Origin of the sequence: Micromonospora sp. NPDC049047 (assembly GCF_040649135.1) — a bacterium.
In the GTDB taxonomy this organism is placed as follows: Bacteria; Actinomycetota; Actinomycetes; order Mycobacteriales; family Micromonosporaceae; genus Micromonospora.
The window spans coordinates 28,719-47,145 of record NZ_JBEZEY010000009.1; the positions used below are offsets into that span (position 1 = coordinate 28,719).

The 18,427-nt window shown below is 72.2% G+C and carries 19 protein-coding genes; 11 read left to right on the top strand and 8 right to left on the bottom strand.

Annotated features, from left to right (window positions below):
* The first annotated feature begins 24 nt into the window (after positions 1 to 24).
* Positions 25 to 780 carry an ABC transporter permease gene (locus AB0B86_RS16250; RefSeq protein WP_357408700.1) on the top strand — a complete coding sequence of 252 codons (756 nt, stop codon included), beginning with the start codon at positions 25 to 27 and terminating at the stop codon, positions 778 to 780.
* A 27-nt stretch (positions 781 to 807) separates the two neighbouring features.
* Here AB0B86_RS16250 and AB0B86_RS16255 read toward each other — a convergent pair whose 3' ends face one another.
* Both AB0B86_RS16255 and AB0B86_RS16260 read right to left on the bottom strand, forming a co-directional pair.
* Positions 808 to 2,046, bottom strand: coding sequence for an APC family permease (locus AB0B86_RS16255; protein WP_357408702.1), 1,239 nt, complete (start codon positions 2,044 to 2,046; stop codon positions 808 to 810).
* An 11-nt stretch (positions 2,047 to 2,057) separates the two neighbouring features.
* Positions 2,058 to 2,804, bottom strand: a complete 747-nt coding sequence (locus AB0B86_RS16260) for a phosphatase PAP2 family protein (RefSeq protein ID WP_357408704.1) — start codon at positions 2,802 to 2,804, stop codon at positions 2,058 to 2,060.
* Between the two features lie 90 nt (positions 2,805 to 2,894).
* Here AB0B86_RS16260 and AB0B86_RS16265 point away from each other — a divergent pair, with 90 nt between their 5' ends.
* A complete protein-coding gene (locus AB0B86_RS16265; protein ID WP_357408706.1) occupies positions 2,895 to 4,118 on the top strand; it encodes a DUF4032 domain-containing protein in 1,224 nt (407 codons plus the stop codon).
* Between the two features lie 357 nt (positions 4,119 to 4,475).
* Here the strand turns inward: AB0B86_RS16265 and nagA are convergent, their stop codons facing one another.
* Genes nagA through AB0B86_RS16280 form a run of 3 tightly spaced genes read right to left on the bottom strand, consistent with a single transcriptional unit; the run spans position 4,476 to position 7,491 of the window.
* Positions 4,476 to 5,585, bottom strand: coding sequence for an N-acetylglucosamine-6-phosphate deacetylase (gene nagA / locus AB0B86_RS16270; protein WP_357408708.1), 1,110 nt, complete (start codon positions 5,583 to 5,585; stop codon positions 4,476 to 4,478).
* Complete coding sequence (locus AB0B86_RS16275; protein WP_357418447.1) at positions 5,582 to 6,565, bottom strand: ROK family protein; 984 nt, start codon at positions 6,563 to 6,565, stop codon at positions 5,582 to 5,584. The genes nagA and AB0B86_RS16275 overlap by 4 nt, the downstream gene beginning before the upstream one ends.
* Positions 6,562 to 7,491, bottom strand: a complete 930-nt coding sequence (locus AB0B86_RS16280; RefSeq protein WP_357408711.1) for a sugar isomerase — start codon at positions 7,489 to 7,491, stop codon at positions 6,562 to 6,564. The genes AB0B86_RS16275 and AB0B86_RS16280 overlap by 4 nt, the downstream gene beginning before the upstream one ends.
* Positions 7,492 to 7,691: 200 nt before the next feature.
* Here AB0B86_RS16280 and AB0B86_RS16285 point away from each other — a divergent pair, with 200 nt between their 5' ends.
* From AB0B86_RS16285 to AB0B86_RS16325, 9 genes are all read left to right on the top strand, one after another.
* The gene (locus AB0B86_RS16285) at positions 7,692 to 8,477 is read left to right on the top strand and encodes a DeoR/GlpR family DNA-binding transcription regulator (protein ID WP_357408713.1); all 786 of its coding nucleotides are present in this window, start codon (positions 7,692 to 7,694) and stop codon (positions 8,475 to 8,477) included.
* Between the two features lie 121 nt (positions 8,478 to 8,598).
* A complete protein-coding gene (locus AB0B86_RS16290) occupies positions 8,599 to 9,609 on the top strand; it encodes an ATP-binding cassette domain-containing protein (protein WP_357408715.1) in 1,011 nt (336 codons plus the stop codon).
* On the top strand, positions 9,606 to 10,622 hold the full coding sequence (locus AB0B86_RS16295) for an ABC transporter permease subunit (RefSeq protein WP_357408716.1): 1,017 nt from the start codon (positions 9,606 to 9,608) through the stop codon (positions 10,620 to 10,622). The genes AB0B86_RS16290 and AB0B86_RS16295 overlap by 4 nt, the downstream gene beginning before the upstream one ends.
* Positions 10,623 to 10,760: 138 nt before the next feature.
* A complete protein-coding gene (locus AB0B86_RS16300; protein WP_357408718.1) occupies positions 10,761 to 11,189 on the top strand; it encodes a DUF3263 domain-containing protein in 429 nt (142 codons plus the stop codon).
* Positions 11,190 to 11,368: 179 nt separating this feature from the next.
* On the top strand, positions 11,369 to 12,007 hold the full coding sequence (locus tag AB0B86_RS16305) for a hypothetical protein (RefSeq protein ID WP_357418450.1): 639 nt from the start codon (positions 11,369 to 11,371) through the stop codon (positions 12,005 to 12,007).
* Positions 12,004 to 12,399 carry a phage holin family protein gene (locus AB0B86_RS16310; protein ID WP_357418453.1) on the top strand — a complete coding sequence of 132 codons (396 nt, stop codon included), beginning with the start codon at positions 12,004 to 12,006 and terminating at the stop codon, positions 12,397 to 12,399. Before AB0B86_RS16305 ends, AB0B86_RS16310 begins: the two co-directional genes overlap by 4 nt.
* 22 nt (positions 12,400 to 12,421) lie before the next feature.
* Positions 12,422 to 13,021 carry a DUF3618 domain-containing protein gene (locus tag AB0B86_RS16315; RefSeq protein WP_357418456.1) on the top strand — a complete coding sequence of 200 codons (600 nt, stop codon included), beginning with the start codon at positions 12,422 to 12,424 and terminating at the stop codon, positions 13,019 to 13,021.
* Positions 12,990 to 13,886 (top strand): hypothetical protein, encoded by an 897-nt coding sequence (locus tag AB0B86_RS16320; protein WP_357408726.1) that lies wholly within the window; start codon positions 12,990 to 12,992, stop codon positions 13,884 to 13,886. Before AB0B86_RS16315 ends, AB0B86_RS16320 begins: the two co-directional genes overlap by 32 nt.
* A 140-nt stretch (positions 13,887 to 14,026) precedes the next feature.
* Entirely contained in the window at positions 14,027 to 14,536 is a 510-nt protein-coding gene (locus AB0B86_RS16325; RefSeq protein ID WP_357408728.1) for a GNAT family N-acetyltransferase, read from the top strand.
* 64 nt (positions 14,537 to 14,600) lie between these two features.
* Here the strand turns inward: AB0B86_RS16325 and AB0B86_RS16330 are convergent, their stop codons facing one another.
* From AB0B86_RS16330 to AB0B86_RS16340, 3 genes are all read right to left on the bottom strand, one after another.
* Positions 14,601 to 15,533 carry a superoxide dismutase gene (locus AB0B86_RS16330; RefSeq protein WP_357408730.1) on the bottom strand — a complete coding sequence of 311 codons (933 nt, stop codon included), beginning with the start codon at positions 15,531 to 15,533 and terminating at the stop codon, positions 14,601 to 14,603.
* A gap of 92 nt (positions 15,534 to 15,625) precedes the next feature.
* A complete protein-coding gene (locus AB0B86_RS16335) occupies positions 15,626 to 17,851 on the bottom strand; it encodes an AAA family ATPase (protein WP_357408732.1) in 2,226 nt (741 codons plus the stop codon).
* A gap of 36 nt (positions 17,852 to 17,887) precedes the next feature.
* On the bottom strand, positions 17,888 to 18,403 hold the full coding sequence (locus AB0B86_RS16340) for a hypothetical protein (protein ID WP_357408734.1): 516 nt from the start codon (positions 18,401 to 18,403) through the stop codon (positions 17,888 to 17,890).
* Positions 18,404 to 18,427: the final 24 nt, after the last annotated feature.

The window sequence follows — 18,427 nt, forward strand, 5'->3', positions numbered from 1 at the left end:
GCGGCACTGGCTGACAGTTGGACGATGACCCGTCGGAACATGATCCACGTGATCCGCGCACCGGAGGAGCTGATCCTCTACTTCACGCTGCCGATCATGTTCGTGCTCGTCTTCGGGTACGTGTTCGGCAGCGGCATGCAGGTGGCCGGCGGCGGCAACTACCGCGAGTTCCTGTTGCCCGGCGTCTTCGTGATGACGATGCTGTACGGCCTCGGCGCCACCGCGAGCGGCGTGGCGCTGGACCTCAGCCGGGGTGTCGTCGACAGGTTCCGGTCGATGCCGATGGCCCGGTCCGCCCTGATGACCGGCCGTGGTGCCGCCGACCTGCTCCGGGCGCTGCTGGAGATGTCCACACTGCTGATCTGCGGCCTGCTCGTCGGTTGGCAGTGGCGACTCGGGGTGGGCAAGGCGTTGCTCGCCGTCGGGCTGCTCCTGCTGCTCCGGGTCGCGATCACCTGGATCGGGATCTACCTGGCGCTGCTGGTTCGCAACCCGGACACGGTCGGCGTGATCGTCTTTCCGGCCGCGTTTCCGCTCACCGCGATCTCGAACGTCTTCGTGTCGCCCGAGCTGATGCCGTCGGTCATTGGCGCGATCTCGGAGTGGAACCCGCTCTCGGCCACCGTCGCCGCGATCCGGCAACTGTTCGGCAACCCCGGTCTGGGGGGCGACTCCTGGCCGGCGGAGCACGCCATGCTGTTGGCGGTGGCGTGGCCGGTGCTGCTGATCGCGACGTTCGCGCCGCTGGCGGTACGCAGGTACCGGCGGCTGAGCCGCTGACCCCCGACCGCCGGTGGCCTGCTCAGGTCACCGGCGGACGGGGCGCAGCGCGTACCAGGCGGCGCCGACGGCGAGCACCCCGAAGCCAGCGAGCACGCTGCCGGTCGGCAGGTTGACCGCGAGCAGCAGACAGCCGACCAGCCCCAGACCGGCGAGCAGCCGCACCGGCAGCTTCCGCGCCGGTTCCCGGCCCAGCGTCAGCGCCGCCGCGTTGGTGATCGCGTAGTAGACAAGCACTGTGCAGCTGGAGAAGCCGATGGCGCCGCGCACGTCGCCGAGCAGCACCACCACGATGACCACGGCGGCCACCGCCAGCTCGGCCCGGTGCGGCACCTGGTGCACCTGGTGCACGGCGGCCAGCGCGGCGGGCAGGTCGCGGCGGCGAGCCATCGCCAGGGTGGTCCGACCGACCCCGGCGACCAGGGAGAGCAGCACCCCGACGACGGCGATGGTGGCTCCGGCGCGGACCACCCAGGCCAGGCCGGGCAGCCCGGCGGCGGTCACCACGTCGACAAGGGGCGCGGCGGATCCGGCCAGCCGGTCGGCACCGAGCACGCCGAGTGCGATCACCGCCAGCACCAGGTAGATCGCGAGCACCAGCCCGAGTGCCAGCGGCACCGCCCGGGGAATGGTCCGCTGCGGGTCGCGGACCTCCTCGCCGAGCGTGGCGATCCGGGCGTACCCGGCGAACGCGAAGAACAGCAGCCCGGCGGCGGTGAGCACGCCCCGGGCGGAGCCGCCGGGCTCGCCGAGCCGATCCAGGTGCACCGGCCCGCCCAGCAGACCGACGACCGCGACCAGGGCCAGCACCGCGAGCACCAGCGCGACGAGTGCTCTGGTCACGGTGGCCGTCTTGCCGATGCCGCGAAGGTTCACAGCGGTCACCGCGAGCACCGCGCCGACGGCGACCAGCCGGGCCTGCCCTGGCCACAGGTACGCCCCGATGGTCAACGCCATCGCCGCGCAGCTCGCCGTCTTGCCGACCACGAAGCCCCAGCCAGCCAGGAACCCGGCGAACGGCCCGAGGCGCTCCCGGCCGTAGACGTAGGTGCCGCCGGACTCCGGGTAGCGGGCCGCCAGCCGCGCCGAACTCGTCGCGTTGCAGAAGGCGATGAAGCCGGCCAGCACCAGCGCGGGCAGTAGACCGGCACCGCCGGCCGCCGCCGCGGCCGGACCGAAGACCACGAAGACGCCCGCGCCGAGCATCGAGCCCAACCCGATGACCACCGCATCGGGTACGCCCAGCCGCCGCGCCAGTTGATCCACGATCAGAAACCCTAGGGGTACGAGGTGAACGGCCGGTCCCATTCGCGTAGCCGGCCGGGGAGGGGCACATCGTCCCACGGCACCCGGTGCAGCAACCGGTCCAGGAACAGCCCGATCAGCAGGGCCGCCAGGCCGTCGGTGAGCCAGTGGAAGTTCAGGTAGGTAGTGGTGACAAGCAGGATGGCCGGCGGGGCGAACCGGATCAGTCGGTGCACGCTCGGGTGCAGTCGCCCAGCCGTCAGCGCGGTCAGCAGGACGGCTATCACCCCGTACCAGAGGATCGCATTGACGACGTGCCCGGACGGGTAGGACAGGTCGTACTCCGTGGGTGGCAGGTCGTTGAAGATCCGGACCGACTGGCTCGGCGGCAGGTCGGAGCTGGGCGCGGCCCGGTCGGTGAGCACCTTGAGCGGCCCGACCGTCAGGTAGAGCAGCACGAACGCCCCCGCCACCAACAGCAGCGGCCGGACGGTGCGGCCCCGCCAGGCGATCAGCACGGCGAGCGCCCCGGCGAGGGGCGTCAACAGCCAGCCGCCCTGGCCGATCAGGTTGAACACCCGTGCCGTCCAGTAGATCGGTGCCGGGTGGTGGGCGTACGCCCATTCCCGGACCGCCAGATCCAGCCCGAGCAACGCACCTGTGGCGAGGGCCAGGGTCACCGCACCGAATCCGACAAGCAGGAGCGCGTCGAACCACCAGCCGGCCGGGCGGACAGGCCGTAGCCGCAGGTCACGTCGTACCGCCGAGGGTTTGAGCACGCGACCACGCTACCGGCCCGGCGCGAGCCCGGGGTGTGCGGCGCTGTGGGCCCAACCACGATCAGAGGCGGATGCGGGGGGCGAGGCGTCATGCTTGTGCCCGTGCGGATCACGTCTGCCCTCGTGGACCCGGCGCTGCTCGACCTGCCCTGGTCGACACCGCTGGAGGAGTGGCCTGCCCAACACCTGGTGGCGTTGCCGCAGGGCATCTCCCGACACATCGTCCGGTTCGTCCGGCTTGGTGACTACGTTTACGCGTTCAAGGAGACCCGCGAGCGGATCGCCGAGCGGGAGTACGACCTGCTCCGGGCCCTGGAGCGGATCGACTTCCCGTCGGTCGAGGCGGTGGCCGTCGTCGCCGACCGGCAGACCGAGGACGGGGAACCCCTCGAATCGGTGCTGATCACCCGGCACCTGCAGTTCTCCCTGCCGTACCGGGCGCTCTTCTCGCACACCCTGCGGCCGGAGACGATGAGCCGGCTGCTCGACGCGCTCGCCGCCCTGATCGTGCGGATGCACCTCACCGGCTTCTTCTGGGGTGACTGCTCGCTGTCGAACACGCTGTTCCGGCGGGACGCGGGCGCGTTCGCCGCCTATCTGGTGGACGCGGAGACGGGCGCGTTGCACAACTCGCTCTCCAACGGTCAGCGCGGCGAGGACCTGGAGATCGCCCGGGTGAACATCTTCGGCGAGGCGCTGGACCTGCAGGCTGCCGGTCTGCTGCACGAGTCCATCGATCCGGAGGTGGTCTGCGAGGAGGTCGTGCAGCGCTACGAGCGGCTCTGGTACGAGATCACCTACGAGCAGGCGGTCGAGCGGGAGGCCCGGCACGACATCGAGGGCCGGATTCGCCGCCTCAACGAGCTGGGCTTCGACGTGGCCGAGGTGGCGATGTCCTCCATCGACGACGGGCGTTATCTGGTCCGGCCGAAGGTCGTCGACGCCGGCTACCACACCCGGCGGCTGCTGCGGCTCACCGGCCTGGACGCCGAGGAGAACCAGGCGCGCAAGCTGCTCAACGACCTGGACGCCTACCGGGCCGAGAGCGACCTGATCGACGAGCAGCAGGCCGCGCACCGCTGGCTCACCGAGGTCTTCGAGCCGGTGGTCCGGGCCGTTCCCGCGCACCTGCGCCGCAAGCTGGAGCCGCAGGAGCTGTTCGCGCAGATCATCGAGCACAAGTGGCTGCTCTCCGAGCAGGCCGGCCGGGACGTCGGGATGCGCCACGCGGTGCAGTCCTACCTGGCCGACGTGCTCGTGCACCGCCCCGACGAGCAGGCGGTCCTCGGCGTCGACGTCCCCGCACTCGGCTGACGGACCGGCTGATCCCACGGGATGCCCGGACCTGGCTGGTCCGTGCCCCCGTCGCCCCACTGCGGTACTGGTGGGGTTGTCGCGCCACCGCGTAGTCGCCCGACTGCGGTACTGGTGGGGTTGTCGCGCCACCGCGTAGTCGCCCGACTGCGGTATTGGTGGCCGCATCCTTTGGAGCTGATGTCGTAAACGAATCGGCTCGTCGTGGCCAATGCTGCCGACTGTGCCGCGTCCAGTCGTAGGCTGGGCGGCCGATGTCGTAAACGGTTCAGCTCCAGAGCGTCCGGATGGCAGTAGGCGGGTCGGAGTGGCGCGGGGTGGCATTGCGCCACGACCGATCGCGCAGCGGGGGGTGCGTCACTCCAGCCAGGAACCGCCGCGCAGCACCCGTACCACATTGAGGTCGTCGTCGAGCACGACCAGGTCGGCGCGCAGGCCAACCTGGACGGAGCCCACCCGGTTGCCCAGGCCGATGGCGCGCGCCGGGGTGGTGGCCACCATCCGCGCCGCGTCGGCGATCGGGATTCCGGCATTCACCGCGTGCCGCAGCGCGGCGTCCATGGTCAGGGTGCTGCCGGCGATGGAGCCGTCGCGGGCGAGTCGGGCCACCCCGTCGGTCACGGCGACGGCCTGGCCACCCAGCTCGTACTCGCCGTCGGGCATTCCGGCGGCGGCCATCGCGTCGGTGATCAGCGCCGCCCGGTCCGGGCCGGCGGTCGCGGTGGCGAAGGTCAGCATGCCGTCGTGCAGGTGCACCCCGTCGGCGACCAGCTCGCAGATGACTGTGGGCGCGTCGAGCAGAGCCACCACCGGCCCGGGCTCGCGGTGGTGCACCGGGCGCATGCCGTTGAACAGATGGGTGCCGACACTCGCGCCGGCGGCGACAGCGGCACGGGTCTGCTCGTAGGTCGCGTCGGTGTGGCCCACCGCAGCCACCACCCGGTGTGCGGTGAGCAGCTTGATCGCCTCCAACGCGCCGTCGCGTTCCGGAGCGAGGGTGACCATCCGGATCGCGCCCCGGCCCAGCTCGATCAGCTCGGTCAACTCGTCGGTCGACGGGTCGCGCAGGTACTCCGGGTTCTGCGCCCCGCAACGGGCCGCGGAGAGGTAGGGACCTTCGAAGTGGACTCCCGCCAGCACGCCCTCGTCGACGAGCGGAGCGAACGCCTCGGTGGCCGCGCGCATCAGCGGGAAGGGCGCACTTACCAGACTGGCCAGCAGGGTGGTCGTGCCGTGTGCGAGGTGGAAGTCGGCCGCCGCCCGGGCCTCGTCGGCGTCCCCGGTGGTGAAGGTGTGCCCACCACCGCCGTGGGTGTGCATGTCGACGAAGCCGGGCAGGATCCAGTTGCCGTCGCGGACCGACGGATATTCGGCGACCGCGGTGATCCGATCGCCGTCCCACTCGACGCAGCCCTGTCGGATGACACCGGTCGGGGTCACCACTCGGCCGTCCACCCGCACGGTCATCGCTTCTCCTGATGGTCACTGACGCGCTTGGCGTCATGGTCACGGACGCGTACCGCGTCCAGGGCGAGCAGGGCGGCGCCGAGGCAGCCGGCCTCGTCGCCGAGGGCCGCCGCGACCAGCCGCGGCTCCCGGTGGAAGGTCATCCGTTCGTGCAACGCCGCCCGCAGCGGGGTCAGCAGTTGATCCCCGGCCTGGGCCAGGCCGCCGCCGAGCACGATCGTCGCCACGTCGAACAGGGCCTGCCCGGAGGCGAGGCCATCCGCGAGCGCCTCGATCGCCTCCTGCCAGACCTGGCCGGCGAGGGGTTCCCCGGCCGCGGCCCGTTCGGCGACATCGGCCGCCGTGCCCGGAGTGCCAGCCAGCTCGGCGTAGCGGCGGCCGATGGCGGCGGCCGAGGCGATCGTCTCCAGGCAGCCGGGTCGACCGCAGCCGCAGCGCGGCCCGTCGGGCCGGACCAGGATGTGGCCGATCTCCCCGGCGGCGCCGTGCGCGCCCACCGAGGCCGAGCCGTCCACCACGTGCGCGGCGGCGATGCCGGTGCCGATCGCCACGAACAGCACGTGCCCCGCACCGCGCCCGGCACCGAGCCGCGCCTCCGCGAGGCCACCGGCACGCACGTCGTGGCCGAGCGCCGTGGGCAGGCCGAGCCGCGTCACCGCCAGGTCCCGCAGGGGTACGTCCCGGAAGCCCACGTTCGCCGACCAGACCGCCACGCCACGCGCCTCGTCCACCACGCCGGGCACGGCGAGGCCGACCGCGATCGGGTTGAGCCCGTCGGCGCGGGCCTTGTCGGCCAGCCCGGCGGCCACGTCCAGGATCGTGCCGATCACGGCCGCCGGGCCGCGTGCGGCGTTCGTGGGGTGCCGCTCGGTTGTCACCGCGACGCCGTCGGGTCGGACCAGGGCGCACTTCATGCCGGTGCCGCCCACATCCAGCGCGACGACGACCTGGCCGGTGGCCCCGGCGTCGCCGCTTGTCACGTCAACACCACCGACCGTGACAGGTGTCGGGGTGCGTCCGGGTCGAGGCCACGGCTGGTCGCCAGCGCGACCGCGAAGCGTTGCGCCAGGATCAGGTCGGCCATCGGGTCGACAGGGGTACGACCGGCCGACCAACTGCCAAGCACCGTGCGCCAACCGTGCGTGCGGCTGTGCACGAACGCAGCCCCGGTGGCGGCCACATCCTCGGGTAGCCCGTCGGGTAGCTCGCCGAACGCCCAGACCAGTCTGCCGGGCGCGGAGACCGAGATGGGGCCGTGCCGGTAGTCCATCGCCGGGTACGCCTCGGCCCAGAAGGTGGCCGCCTCGCGGCACTTGAGCGCTGCCTCCTGGGCCAGCCCGATCGTCCACCCTCGACCGAGGAAGGTGGCCTGCCCGATGGTGGCCGGGTCGATCGGCAGCGGGGATCGCACCGCGACCTCGGCGTCGGCGGCGAGCGCGGTCACCGGGTCGCCGAGGTGGGCCCGGAGCAGGGCCAGGGCGGTCGTCGCGAAGCGGGTCTGCACCACCGACCGCTCGTCGGCGAAGGGCATGGTCACCGCGGCGGTGGCCAGCTCGGCCGCCGGTGCCGCCGGGTCGCCGACGATGACTGTGGTGGGGGTCCGCCCGCGCAGCGCGGCGAGCAGGTCCAGCACCTCTGTCGTGGTGCCGGAGCGGGTGATCGCGATCAACCGGTCGTAGCGGCGGCCGGCGGGAAACTCGGACGCCTGGAACGCGTCGGTCTCGCCCTGGCCGGCCTGCTCGCGGCGGCCCGCGTACGCCATCGCCATGAACCACGACGTGCCGCAACCGACGACTGCCACCCGCTCGCCGGGGCGGGGCAGGTCACCGTGGACGACTCCGGCCAGTGCGGCTGCCTCCCGCCAGCAGTCGGGCTGGCTCGCTATCTCCGCGTCCACGTACGCCATGGGAAACTCCTCGCAGGGGCGACCGGTGCGCAATACGGCTCGTTAGGCACGCATTTCGCGCGTTATTCTGCGCGAACGCCGGTGGCCGTGGCAACTGGCCTACCGATCGCGCAGGCCAGCCTTTTGCGCCAGCCTAGTTTCGCGCACTAGTGTGCACGCAATCAATCACCGTCCGTGCAGTCACTGGAAGGGCCCCCGCGGTGGACCGGTACGCCAGATGGAACGCCCTGCTCGAGATGCTCACCGACAACGGCCGGGTAAGCGTCGAGGCGGCAGCCGAGCGGCTGGACGTCTCCCAGGCCACCATCCGGCGTGACTTCGACCAGCTCGCCCAGCAGCAGATGATCACCAGGACCCGGGGCGGTGCGGTTGCGAACGGCGTGTCGTACGACCTGCCGCTGCGCTACAAGACAGCCAAGCACTCGGCGGAGAAGCAGCGGATCGGCGCGGCGGCCGCCGCGCTCGTCGCGCCGGGCACCGTGGTCGGTCTCAACGGCGGCACCACGAGCACCGAGGTGGCCAGGGCGCTCGCCGTCCGGCCGGACCTGAACACCAACGCCGAGGGCGCCCAGCTCACCGTGGTGACAAACGCGCTCAACATCGCCAACGAGCTGCTGGTCCGGTCGCGGATGAAGGTGGTGGTGGCCGGCGGGGTGGTGCGCCCGAAGTCGTTCGAACTCGTCGGCCCGCTGGGTGGGGCGCTGCTGCGCGAGGTCACTCTGGACGTCGCGCTGCTCGGCGTGGACGCCATCGATCCGCAGCTCGGTGCCGCCGCCCACCACGAGGGGGAGGCCGCGATGAACAACCTGATGGTGGCCCGCGCCAAACGCGTGGTGATCATCGCGGACTCGTCCAAGCTGGGGGCTCACGCCTTCGCGCGGATCTGTCCGGTCGAGCGGGTCGAGACGCTGGTGACCGATTCCGGTGCCGCGCCGGAGGTGGTGGAGTCGTTCCGCGCCGCCGGCGTACAGGTCATTTGCGCCTGAGTGGTCACGCTACGTCAATGAATTAACCCCTGCGGCGCGTCGATGCATGCCGGGCATTGTGTGCGCCTGCATACCGCGTATGGTGTCGGCTGTCACGCCCACCCATCGGGGGAGGTGCAGCTTGCCAGCTGTCCTGGAGATCGAAGGTCTACGTAAGACGTACAAGAGTCGTCGACGCGGCACCCGCAACGCGCTCGACGGCTTCGACATGCGGGTCGACGCGGGGCAGGTGCACGGCTTCCTGGGTCCCAACGGGTCCGGCAAGACCACCACGCTGCGTACCCTGCTCGGCCTGATCCGACCCGACGGCGGCCGGATGGCGCTGCTCGGGCACGAGGTGCCCGACGCGCTGCCCGCGGTCGCCGGCCAGGTCGGCGCGATCGTGGAGAGCCCGCAGTTCTTCCCGCACTTCACCGCACGGGACACGCTGTCCCTGCTGGCCGGGGCGGGCGAGGTGCCGGCCACCCGGGTCGACGAGGTATTGGAACTCGTCGGTTTGCGCGATCGGGCCGGTGAGCGGGTCAAGACGTACTCGCTGGGCATGAAGCAACGCCTCGCGGTGGCCTCGGCCCTGCTGAAGGAACCGAAGCTGCTCATCCTCGACGAGCCGGCAAACGGCCTCGACCCGGGCGGCATCCGGGAGATGCGCACGCTGATGCGCAACCTCGCCGAATCGGGGATGACAGTGGTGCTGTCCAGCCACATCCTCGGCGAGATCCAGCTGATCTGTGACTCGGTCACCATCATCTCGCTCGGTCGACGGGTCGCGTTCGGCCCGGTCGACGAGGTGCTCGCGCAGCACTCGTCGGGTGCGGTCCGGATCCGGTTGGAGGCGGTCAGCGACCTGCCGGCGGCCACCGAGACGCTCACCCGGGCGGGGATCCGGGTGACCGGTCACCCCGACCACCTGATGCTGGCCGGCATCGACAAGCCGGCGTCGGTGACGCGGCTGCTCGCCGAGCAGAACCTCTACGTCAGCGAGTTGGCACCGATCGCCGTCGATCTGGAGAGCGTCTTCCTCGAATTGACCGCCACCGCACCGGTCCCCGGTCAGAACCGGCAGGTCGACGAGTCCATGAAGGTCGGCGGGGCGGGTCAGCCCGGTGCCGCCGCGGGAGGGTGGGGCGCGTGAGCCTCTTTCGTACCGAGCTGCGCCGACTCGCCAAGCGGCGCTTCACCCGCTACATGACGCTGCTCGGCCTGCTGGTGCTGGCCGCGGTGGTGGTCGGCGTGTTCTTCACCAACCAGAAGATCGACGCCGGTCAGCTCGCCAAGGCCGAGCGCCAGGCCGAACAGCAGTACCAGGAGCAGGTGCGCTGGAGCGAGCAGGAGCGGGCCGCCTGTACGCAGGCCAAGGCTTCCGGCGCGCCGAACGACGGCCGCTACCCCGACGACTGCTCGGTGATCACTCCACCGCCGCGGGACCAGATCGAGGCGGAGTGGTTCCTGCCGTCGACGTTCGACTTCCGGAAGACGTTCGACGAGACGCTGGTGCCGTTCGCGGCGATTCTCGCGCTTGTCGGGTTCGTGATCGGCGCGTCCTTCGTCGGGGCCGAGTGGAGCACCGGCGGCATGATGAACCTGCTGCTCTGGCGGCCGAAGCGGCTCACCGTACTGCTCACCAAGCTGGCCGCGCTGCTCACCGGCATCCTGGCGGTGACGCTGCCCGCCGCGGTGCTGTGGTTCGCCGGCTTCTGGGCGGTCGCCAGCTTCCGGGGTAGCACCGAGAAGATGACCTCAGGGGCCTGGCAGTCGTTCGTCCTCACCGGCTTGCGCGGCGTGGCGCTGGTGCTGGTGATCACCACCATCGGCTTCGCGCTGGCCTCGCTGGGCCGGCACACCGCGATGGCCCTCGGCGGTGTCGTGGCGCTCATGGTGGTCGGCCAGTTCGGCCTCGGCATCCTGCTGTCGATGGCGAACGTCAAGTTCGCCGAGGCGTGGTTGCTGCCCACGTATGCGCTGGCCTGGATGACGAAGACGGTGACGTTGAAGGACTGGAACTCCTGTAACGCGACCTACTACGGGGAGTGTGAACCAGCCACGCTGGACATCACCTGGCAGCAGTCGTCGGCGCTGTTCTCGGTCGGGTTGGTGGTGATCCTCGGGGCGGCGCTCTGGGCGATGCGTCGCCGCGACATCTCCTGACGTTCGGCTGCTTCCGACGTTCGGCTGCTTCTGACGTTCGGCTGCGAAGGCCCCCGGCGCGAGTCGGGGGCCTTCGGGTGTCCGGGCACCGCCGCGCCGGCTGCTGCGACAGGGGTCCTCGCTGGCTAGGCTGAGCAGATGTCCGCCGACGCCACCACCCCGGAGCCGTCCACCGACGCTCGTCCGGGCGGCGTCGGCCAGTCCGTGCCGGCTCCCCGGCCCGCTCCGTCAATCGAGACCGCCGACGAGCCGGCGCTGCCGGTCGAGCCGATCGGAACCGCCGACGATTCGGCGCTGCCGGTCGAACCGGTGGATGTCCAGCCGGTCGACCCGGCGGCGGCGTTGACCGAGCGGGAGCGCGCCATCCTCGCCTTCGAGCAGCAGTGGTGGCGACACGCCGGCGCGAAGGAGCAGGCCGTCCGGGACACCTTCGGGGTCTCCTCGACCCGCTACTACCAACTGCTCAACGGGCTGCTGGACAATCCGGCCGCACTCGCCGCCGATCCCGTGCTGATCGGTCGGCTTCGGCGGCTGCGTTCGTCGCGGGCCCGGAACCGTCGCCGCTGAACGCGCTCGCGCCGGTCGTGCCCTTCGCGACCGACCTCGCCGGTTCGTCCCGGTGTCTCCCTGGCTGCCGGGTCCGGCCGCCTGGCCAGCCGGCACACCGCATGGCTGTTGGCCAGGTGGGTAGGCGGGAGATGTTCCGGGGTCGCCAGGCGACCGAGCACCCAGGAGGGGAGCGGAGCATGACGGCAACGAATCAGAGCGGGCGTGCGCAGCAGGCCCGGCAGGAGGCCTCCCGAGTGGGCCACCAGGCCAGCCAGGCGGGCGGTCAGGTCGCCCACACCGCCGCCGAACAGGGCGGTCAGGTGGCCGCCGAGGCGCGACGACAAGCCCAGCAGTTGACCGGTCAAGCCACCGGCCAGCTACGTGACCAGGCGCAGACGCAGCAGCGGCGTGCGGCCGACGGTCTGCGCGATCTGGGTCAGAACCTCACTTCGATGGCCGACCGGGACGGCGATTCCGGACTGGCCGGTCAGGTGGTACGCCGAGCCGGCGACGCCGCCCAGCAGGCCGCGGGGTGGCTCGACGAACGCGAACCCGGTGAGGTGCTCGACGAGGTGCGCAGCTACGCGCGCCAACACCCGGGGACGTTCCTGGCGGGTGCGGCTGTCGCCGGGCTGCTGGTCGGGCGACTCACCCGTGGCCTGACCGCGCCGGCATCCGGCAACGGTGCGAGTGGGAGCGCGGGCGGCGCCCCGCCGGCACCGCAGGGCGCACCAATGGATGCCGGCGAGCAGCCGTACGTCGGGACGGCGCGGGCGCAGAACGTTTCGCCGGCCGGTCGTCCCGAGTCGGACCTGCCCGGTGGGGTGGCACCGTGAGCGCCCCGGAGAAGGAACGCACCCAGGCGTCGGTCGGCGAACTGCTCGGTGACGTGACCCGGGACATGTCGACGCTGGTGCGCAAGGAGGTCGAGCTGGCCAAGGCCGAGCTGCGCGAGGAGGTCAGCCAGGCGGGCAAGGCCGGCGGCATGTTCGGCGGTGCGGGGCTCGCCGGGTTCCTGGCCGTGCTGTTCGTGTCGTACGCGGTGTGGTGGGGGCTGTCCAACGCGATGGACCAGGGATGGGCGGCGCTGATCGTCGCGATTCTCTGGGCGGCCGTCGCCGGCGGTCTCTTCCTCAACGCGCGGACCCAGCTGAAGCGCGCGCGTGCCGTACTGCCCCGGACGAAGCAGACCGCCCGGGACTTGCCGGACGCCCTGCGGGGTCGGTGAACCAGTCGGGAGGAGACAACTCATGTCCAGTGATCCGGACCGGATCCGGCGGGAGATCGAGACCACCCGCAACGAGTTGAGCAGTGACGTCGACGCCCTGACCGACAAGGTCAACCCGCGTCGGATCGCCGGTGACAGCGTCGGGCAGGCGCGCGGCGCGCTCACCCGAGCGAAGGAGAAGATGATGGGCAGCTCGAGTCACATGGGGCAGGAGGCCAGCCAGCGGATGTCGCACGCGGCCGGCGCGGTACGTGACGAGACCCGGTCGCTCGGGCAACAGTCCCGCGAGCAGGCCCAGGGCAACCCACTGGCCGCCGGTCTGGTCGCGTTCGGTGTCGGTCTGCTGGCCGCCTCGCTGATCCCGCCGAGCGGGCGGGAGCGGCAACTCGCCGGCCGGGCCCGCGGCATGGTCAGTGAGCACTCCGACCAGCTTCGCCAACAGGCGAGCCAGGTCGGCCACCAGATGCAGGACAACCTGCGCGGGCCCGCGCAGCAGGCGGCACAGTCGGTGCGGTCAAGCGCCCAGCAGGGAGTGTCAGCGGTACGCGACCAGGGCCGCTCGGCCGCCGGTCAGGTGCAGGGGGAAACCCATGCGGCGGCTGATGATCTCCGGCAGCGCTGACCCGGTCGGCGCGGCGGGGTCGGCGCCGGTGATGCGGGTGCGATCCGCGTCCGCGCCGGCCCCGGGTCGGCCGGTCAACGAGGACCTGGTGTTCCAGATCGGGCCGCTTGTCGGTGTCCTCGACGGTGCGACGGTGCCGGAGGGTTTCGACACCGGCTGCGTGCACGGGCCGGAGTGGTACGTCCGGCACCTCGCCGCCCGGCTCGCCGTGGCGGAGGCGGTCCGTCCGGCGGCCCGGCTGACCAGCAACCTGGCCGCCGCGATCCTCGCGGTCCGCGCCGACCACGGTGAGCAGTGCGACCTCGACCATCCCGGCACCCCGTCCAGCACCGTGTGCCTCCTGCGCGACTGCGGCGATCAGGTCGACTACCTGGTGCTCTGCGACAGCCCGCTGGTGCTGGACTGCGGCGGTCAGGTCAGCGTGGTGACCGACGACCGGTTGGACGCCTCGATCGCGGAGCTGCGGGAGACGGTCGCCATGGTGCCGGGCGGGGCCGTGGACCCGGTCACCCGTTTCCGGCACGCCGTGAGCGTCCAGCGGGAGCGGATGAACCGTACCCACGGCTACTGGGTCGCGGCGGCCGATCCGGACGCGGCCTTCCACGCGGTGACCGGCACCCTGCCCCGGCACGGGGCGACGGCGCTGCGCCGGGCGGCGCTGCTCAGCGACGGCGCGTCAAGCGCTGTGGAGCAGTTCGGGTTGACCGACTGGCCCGGCCTGCTGGACCTGCTGAGCGCGGACGGGCCGGGCGCGTTGCTCGACCGGGTCCGGGCCGCCGAGCGTGACCACCCCGACCGGTTGCGCAGGCACAAGCCCACCGACGACGCGTCTGTGGTGTTCTGCGAGTTCGGGCCGGCGGTTTGAGCCTCTTACACCCGGTCGGGTGACAACAGAGCGTGATGCGGAACACCCCGCCCGCCCGACCGGCCGGTACCGCTGTCCGGACCGCCAGTGGATGGCCGATAGGGTGGACTTCGGCCGATGAGCGCGGCAGACTGCGGCACGTGGCGGGTGCGGTCCGGCTGGAGCCGGTGGACGAGCAGAACCTGGAGCCGTTGCTCTCCGTAGCGGCTGCCGAGGCGGAGCCTAGCGATGTGATGCCTCCGGTCGAGGCCCCCGCCGGCTGGTCGCTCGCCCGCCGAGAGGCGTTTCGGGAGTTCCATCGGGCCAGCTTCGGCGGGCTGGACGGCCCGACCCGTTCGCAGATGTACGCGATCCTCGTCGGCGGCGAGGTGCTGGGTATGGTCAGGATGACGCGCTGTGACGAGCCCGGCACTGTGGAGACCGGCCTGTGGCTCGGACGCTCAGCGCGCGGGCAGGGGATCGGGGCGGCGGCGCTGCGGGAGTTGCTGAACGCCGCCGCTCGGGCCGGCATGCGGGTGGTGGTCGCCGAAACGACGCCGGACAACTTCGGCGCGGTCGCCGTATTGCAGAAGTGTGGCGCGAAATTGTACGAGGCCGACGGCAAGGTGCGCGCCGAGATCTGTCTCGACTCGACACTGCCCACACTCTGAGGTGTCCCGGTCTGCCCCGGTCCGGTCGGCGGCGACCGCAGGGTCACCGCCGACCGCTCTCGACTTAGGCCGGTACGCGGACGATGTCGTAGTCGGTGCTCGGCGTCGACTCCACGTCGAACCTGCCGTTCACCACGTACAGCGCCGAACCGAGCAGGTCGCCGGTGGCCGGTGAGCGCAGCTGCGGACCGGTGATCTCCCGCTGCACCGTCCCGGAGGTGTAACCGGCGTTGAGTCGGACCACAGCTATGACGTTCGTCAGGTTCCGGATCACGTACAGGGTGCGACCGCGTAGCACCAGCCCGTCGGCCCGGTCCACCGAGTAGCCGCCCAGGTCGAAGACGCGGCTGGCACCGGTGCGCGGGTCGACGCGGACGAGTTGCCCGATGAGCATCTGCGCGACAAGCAGGTCGCCGTCCGGAAGCGCCGCGATTCCGTTGTTGAACGCGTCAGGTGTCGCCCCCGGACCGGTGAGGGGCAGCACCCGGACGGCGGCCGGGGCAGGCAGGTGGCCACCCTGGCCGAGCGGCACCACGTACAGCACGGGTCGGGTGGAGTCGGTGAAGTAGACCGCCCGGTCGGTGATCACCAGGTCGTTGACCAGGCTGTTGGGGTCGGTGGTGAACTGGTAGTGGGCCAGCCTGGCGCCGCTGCCCGGGTCGTACACGCTGGCTCCACCGCCGGTGAAGTCGGCGGTCCAGAGCCGGCCCCTCGGGTCGATCTTGAGCCCTGCCTTGGCGGTGCCGGGCGTGCCGGGGATCAGCACCGAGCCGCGCCCGGTGCGTAGGTCACCGCGCCACACCGCGCCGTCCAGGACGGACCCGACGTACACGGTCGTCCCCCGACCGATCGTCAGCCCTTCCGGGGTGAAACCGTCGGGCAGGGCGATCCGGGCCGGGAACGGCTTCGCCGGTTGGGCGGCCGCCGACGCACCGACAGTGGCCAGTGTCGCCGCCGCGACCAGCGGGGTGAGGAGGAGGGACAGCAGTTTGCGCAACGGACACCGCCTGACGTCCAGGTGGAGGACTCCACAGAGGAATGTGACGCCCTAATAACACTCCGAGACCGCCAAAAGGTTGGGAACGGTGTTCAGCCCCGGCGGGCGGCGTACCCGGCGAGCGCGGCGACCTGGGCCGGGTCCAACGACGGGCGCACCCGGGCCCGTGCCGTCGCCACGTGCCCGGCGGTGACAGTGGCGGCGGCAAGTGACTCCCGCATCGCGGCCAGCGCCGCCTCCCGGACCAGCGCCGCGCAGTCCGCCGCGGAGAAGCCGGTCAGCTCGTCGCCGAGGGCCGTGAGGTCGACGTCCGGCGCCAGCGGCACCTGCCGGGACGCGGCTCGCAGGATCTCCGCGCGGGCGGGTCCGTCCGGCGGTGGCACGTAGACCAGCCGCTCCAACCGGCCCGGCCGCAGCAGCGCCGGGTCGACCAGGTCGGGGCGGTTGGTGGCACCGACCACCACCACGTTGCGCAGCGTCTCCACCCCGTCCAACTCGGTGAGCAGCGCGGCGACCACCCGGTCCGTGGTGCCCCCGTCGGTGGCCTGGCCGCGCACCGGCGCCAGGGCGTCCACCTCGTCCAGGAAGATCAGGGTGGGGGCCGCCTCCCGGGCCCGACGGAACAGTTCGCGGACCGCCCGTTCGCTCTCGCCGACCCACTTGGAGAGCAGTTCCGCGCCCTTCACCGACAGCACGTTGGCCCGCCCGGACCCGGCGAGCGCGGTGACCAGATAGGTCTTGCCGCAGCCCGGTGGCCCGTAGAGCAGCACACCGCGGGGCGGCTGCACCCCGAGCCGGGCGAAGGTGTCCGGGTAGGTCAACGGCCACAGCACCGACTCGGTGAGCGTCTGCTTGACCTCGTCCAGGCCACCCACGTCGTCAAGGGTCACCGACGCCAGATCCAGGGTCGAGGCCGCCATCGTGGTCGGCCGGACCACCTCCCGGGCGGCGGTGAAGTCCGCCATCGACACCGTCGGCGTCTCGGCGGACTTCTGCCGCAACGCCGCGCGTACCCCGGCCTCCCGGACCAGCGCGGCCAGGTCCGCCGCGACGAACCCGGGGGTACGCGCGGCCACCTCGTCCAACCGGACGTCTTCGGCGAGCGGCACCTGCCGGGTCAGCACTGTGAGCTGTTCGCGGCGTAACGCCTGGTCGGGAAGCGGAATGCTGATCCGCAGCGACAGCAGATCGGGTGCGCGCAGCCCGGGGTCGACCGCCTCCGGTCGGCCGGTTGCGCAGACCACCGCGACACCGGCCCGGACACACTCGGCGAGCACCTGGCGGAACACAGTCGCCACCGGACCGGGGTGCTCCGCCGGTGCGAGCGCTTCGACGTCGCTGACCAGCAGCACCGCCGGCCCGCCGGCTCGGGCCGCCGTCGCCGCGGCCCGCAACCGGTCGGCGGCGGCCTGGTTCGTCGACGCGGCCACCTCGGGTGCCCACAGCGGGTGGACGCGGGCTCCCACCCGAGCGGCAACGGCCCGGACCAGCGCCGACTTGCCGGAGCCGGCCGGACCGACGAGCAGCACCCCCAGCGAGACGGCGGTGCCCAACCGGCCCAACACCTCCCGGTGGTGGAAGCCGAGGTCGAGCAGTTCGGTCAACTCCTCGGCCTGGGGCCGCAATCCGGGCAGCTCGTCCACGTCCGGTGGGTCGTCGGGCTGGTCCACCGCCGGGGCCGCGTCGTCCGTCCGGGACGGCCGCGTCCACCCGGCGTCGACCGGGGCAGGTCCGCCGTGGGTGACCGGGCCGTGCTCCCAGCCGACCACCGTGTCCATCGTGACAAGCGCGCCGACGGCCGGCTCGACGGTCCGAACGGTCAGCAGAGTGCTGGTCCAGGCGACACCGACGGTGTTGGCGAGGCTGCGCCGAGCCGCCTCGACCAGGCTGCGCACCGAGGCGTCCGGCAGCACGTCCTGGGGCAGCAGCGACACGTCGTCTCCGGCGGTGAGCACCTTGCCCAGCAGAGCCAGCCGGAGCATCTCCGGACTCACCGCCGCGACCACCTCCACCGGCCCGGCCAGGATGACCCGGGTCGCCGGCACCAGCGGCACCGGGCCGACCCGCACCTGGGCGCCGTCGCGTACGCCCAGGTTTCCCAGGGTCAGGTCGTCCGCGTACAGCAGGGCGCTGCTCGCGCCCGGTGCGGCGGTCGCCACGATCCCCGCCGTCTCCCGGCGGCCGGCGAGCCGGACCGGGTCGCCGGGCCGCAGTCCCAGCGCGGTGAGCGCCTCCGGATGCAGCCGTACGATGCCCCGTCGGGCGTCCAGCGCGGCCGGTCGTAGGCTCGCCGTCAAGGTCAGGTCGGGTTGTGCCACCGCCCGACCGTAGCCGCCGCCGGCCAGCCCCACCGGTCAGCGCCGCGGATCCAACTCGTCCAACAACGACGGGTCCTGCCGGATCAGCTCGGCCAACCGGGCCGCCGGGTCCGGGGTCAACGCGTCCGGGCCGGGCGCCCACTCGGGGACCGTCCGGCCGGACAGCGGCCAGGCCGGCGGGGGTTCCACCGGCGCCGCCGGGGGCACCGGCCCGACCGTGACGGCCGGCCCGTCCCAGCAGACCCGCATCGGGTACGTCCGCCCCTCATGCTGCACCTGCACTGTCACCGCCAGCCCGGGATGGCTGCCGACGACCTGGCGGACCGCCTCGGCCACCTCCTCGACCGGCCCCCATCCGGCCACCTCGCCCGGCGAGTCCGCCCCCGCGTGCCGGGGATCGTGGCGCCCCGACCCGGCGCTGCGGACGTCGTCCGGACCGGGACCGGACGGCCCCGGCGGTGACGCGCTGACGTCACGCTCGTTGGCCAGCCGGCGCCGCGCCTCCTCGCGCCGGGCCAGTCGGGCCAGCGTCTCGTCCAGGTCGCCCCTCACCAGATCACCCCTTCCCGCACGCTC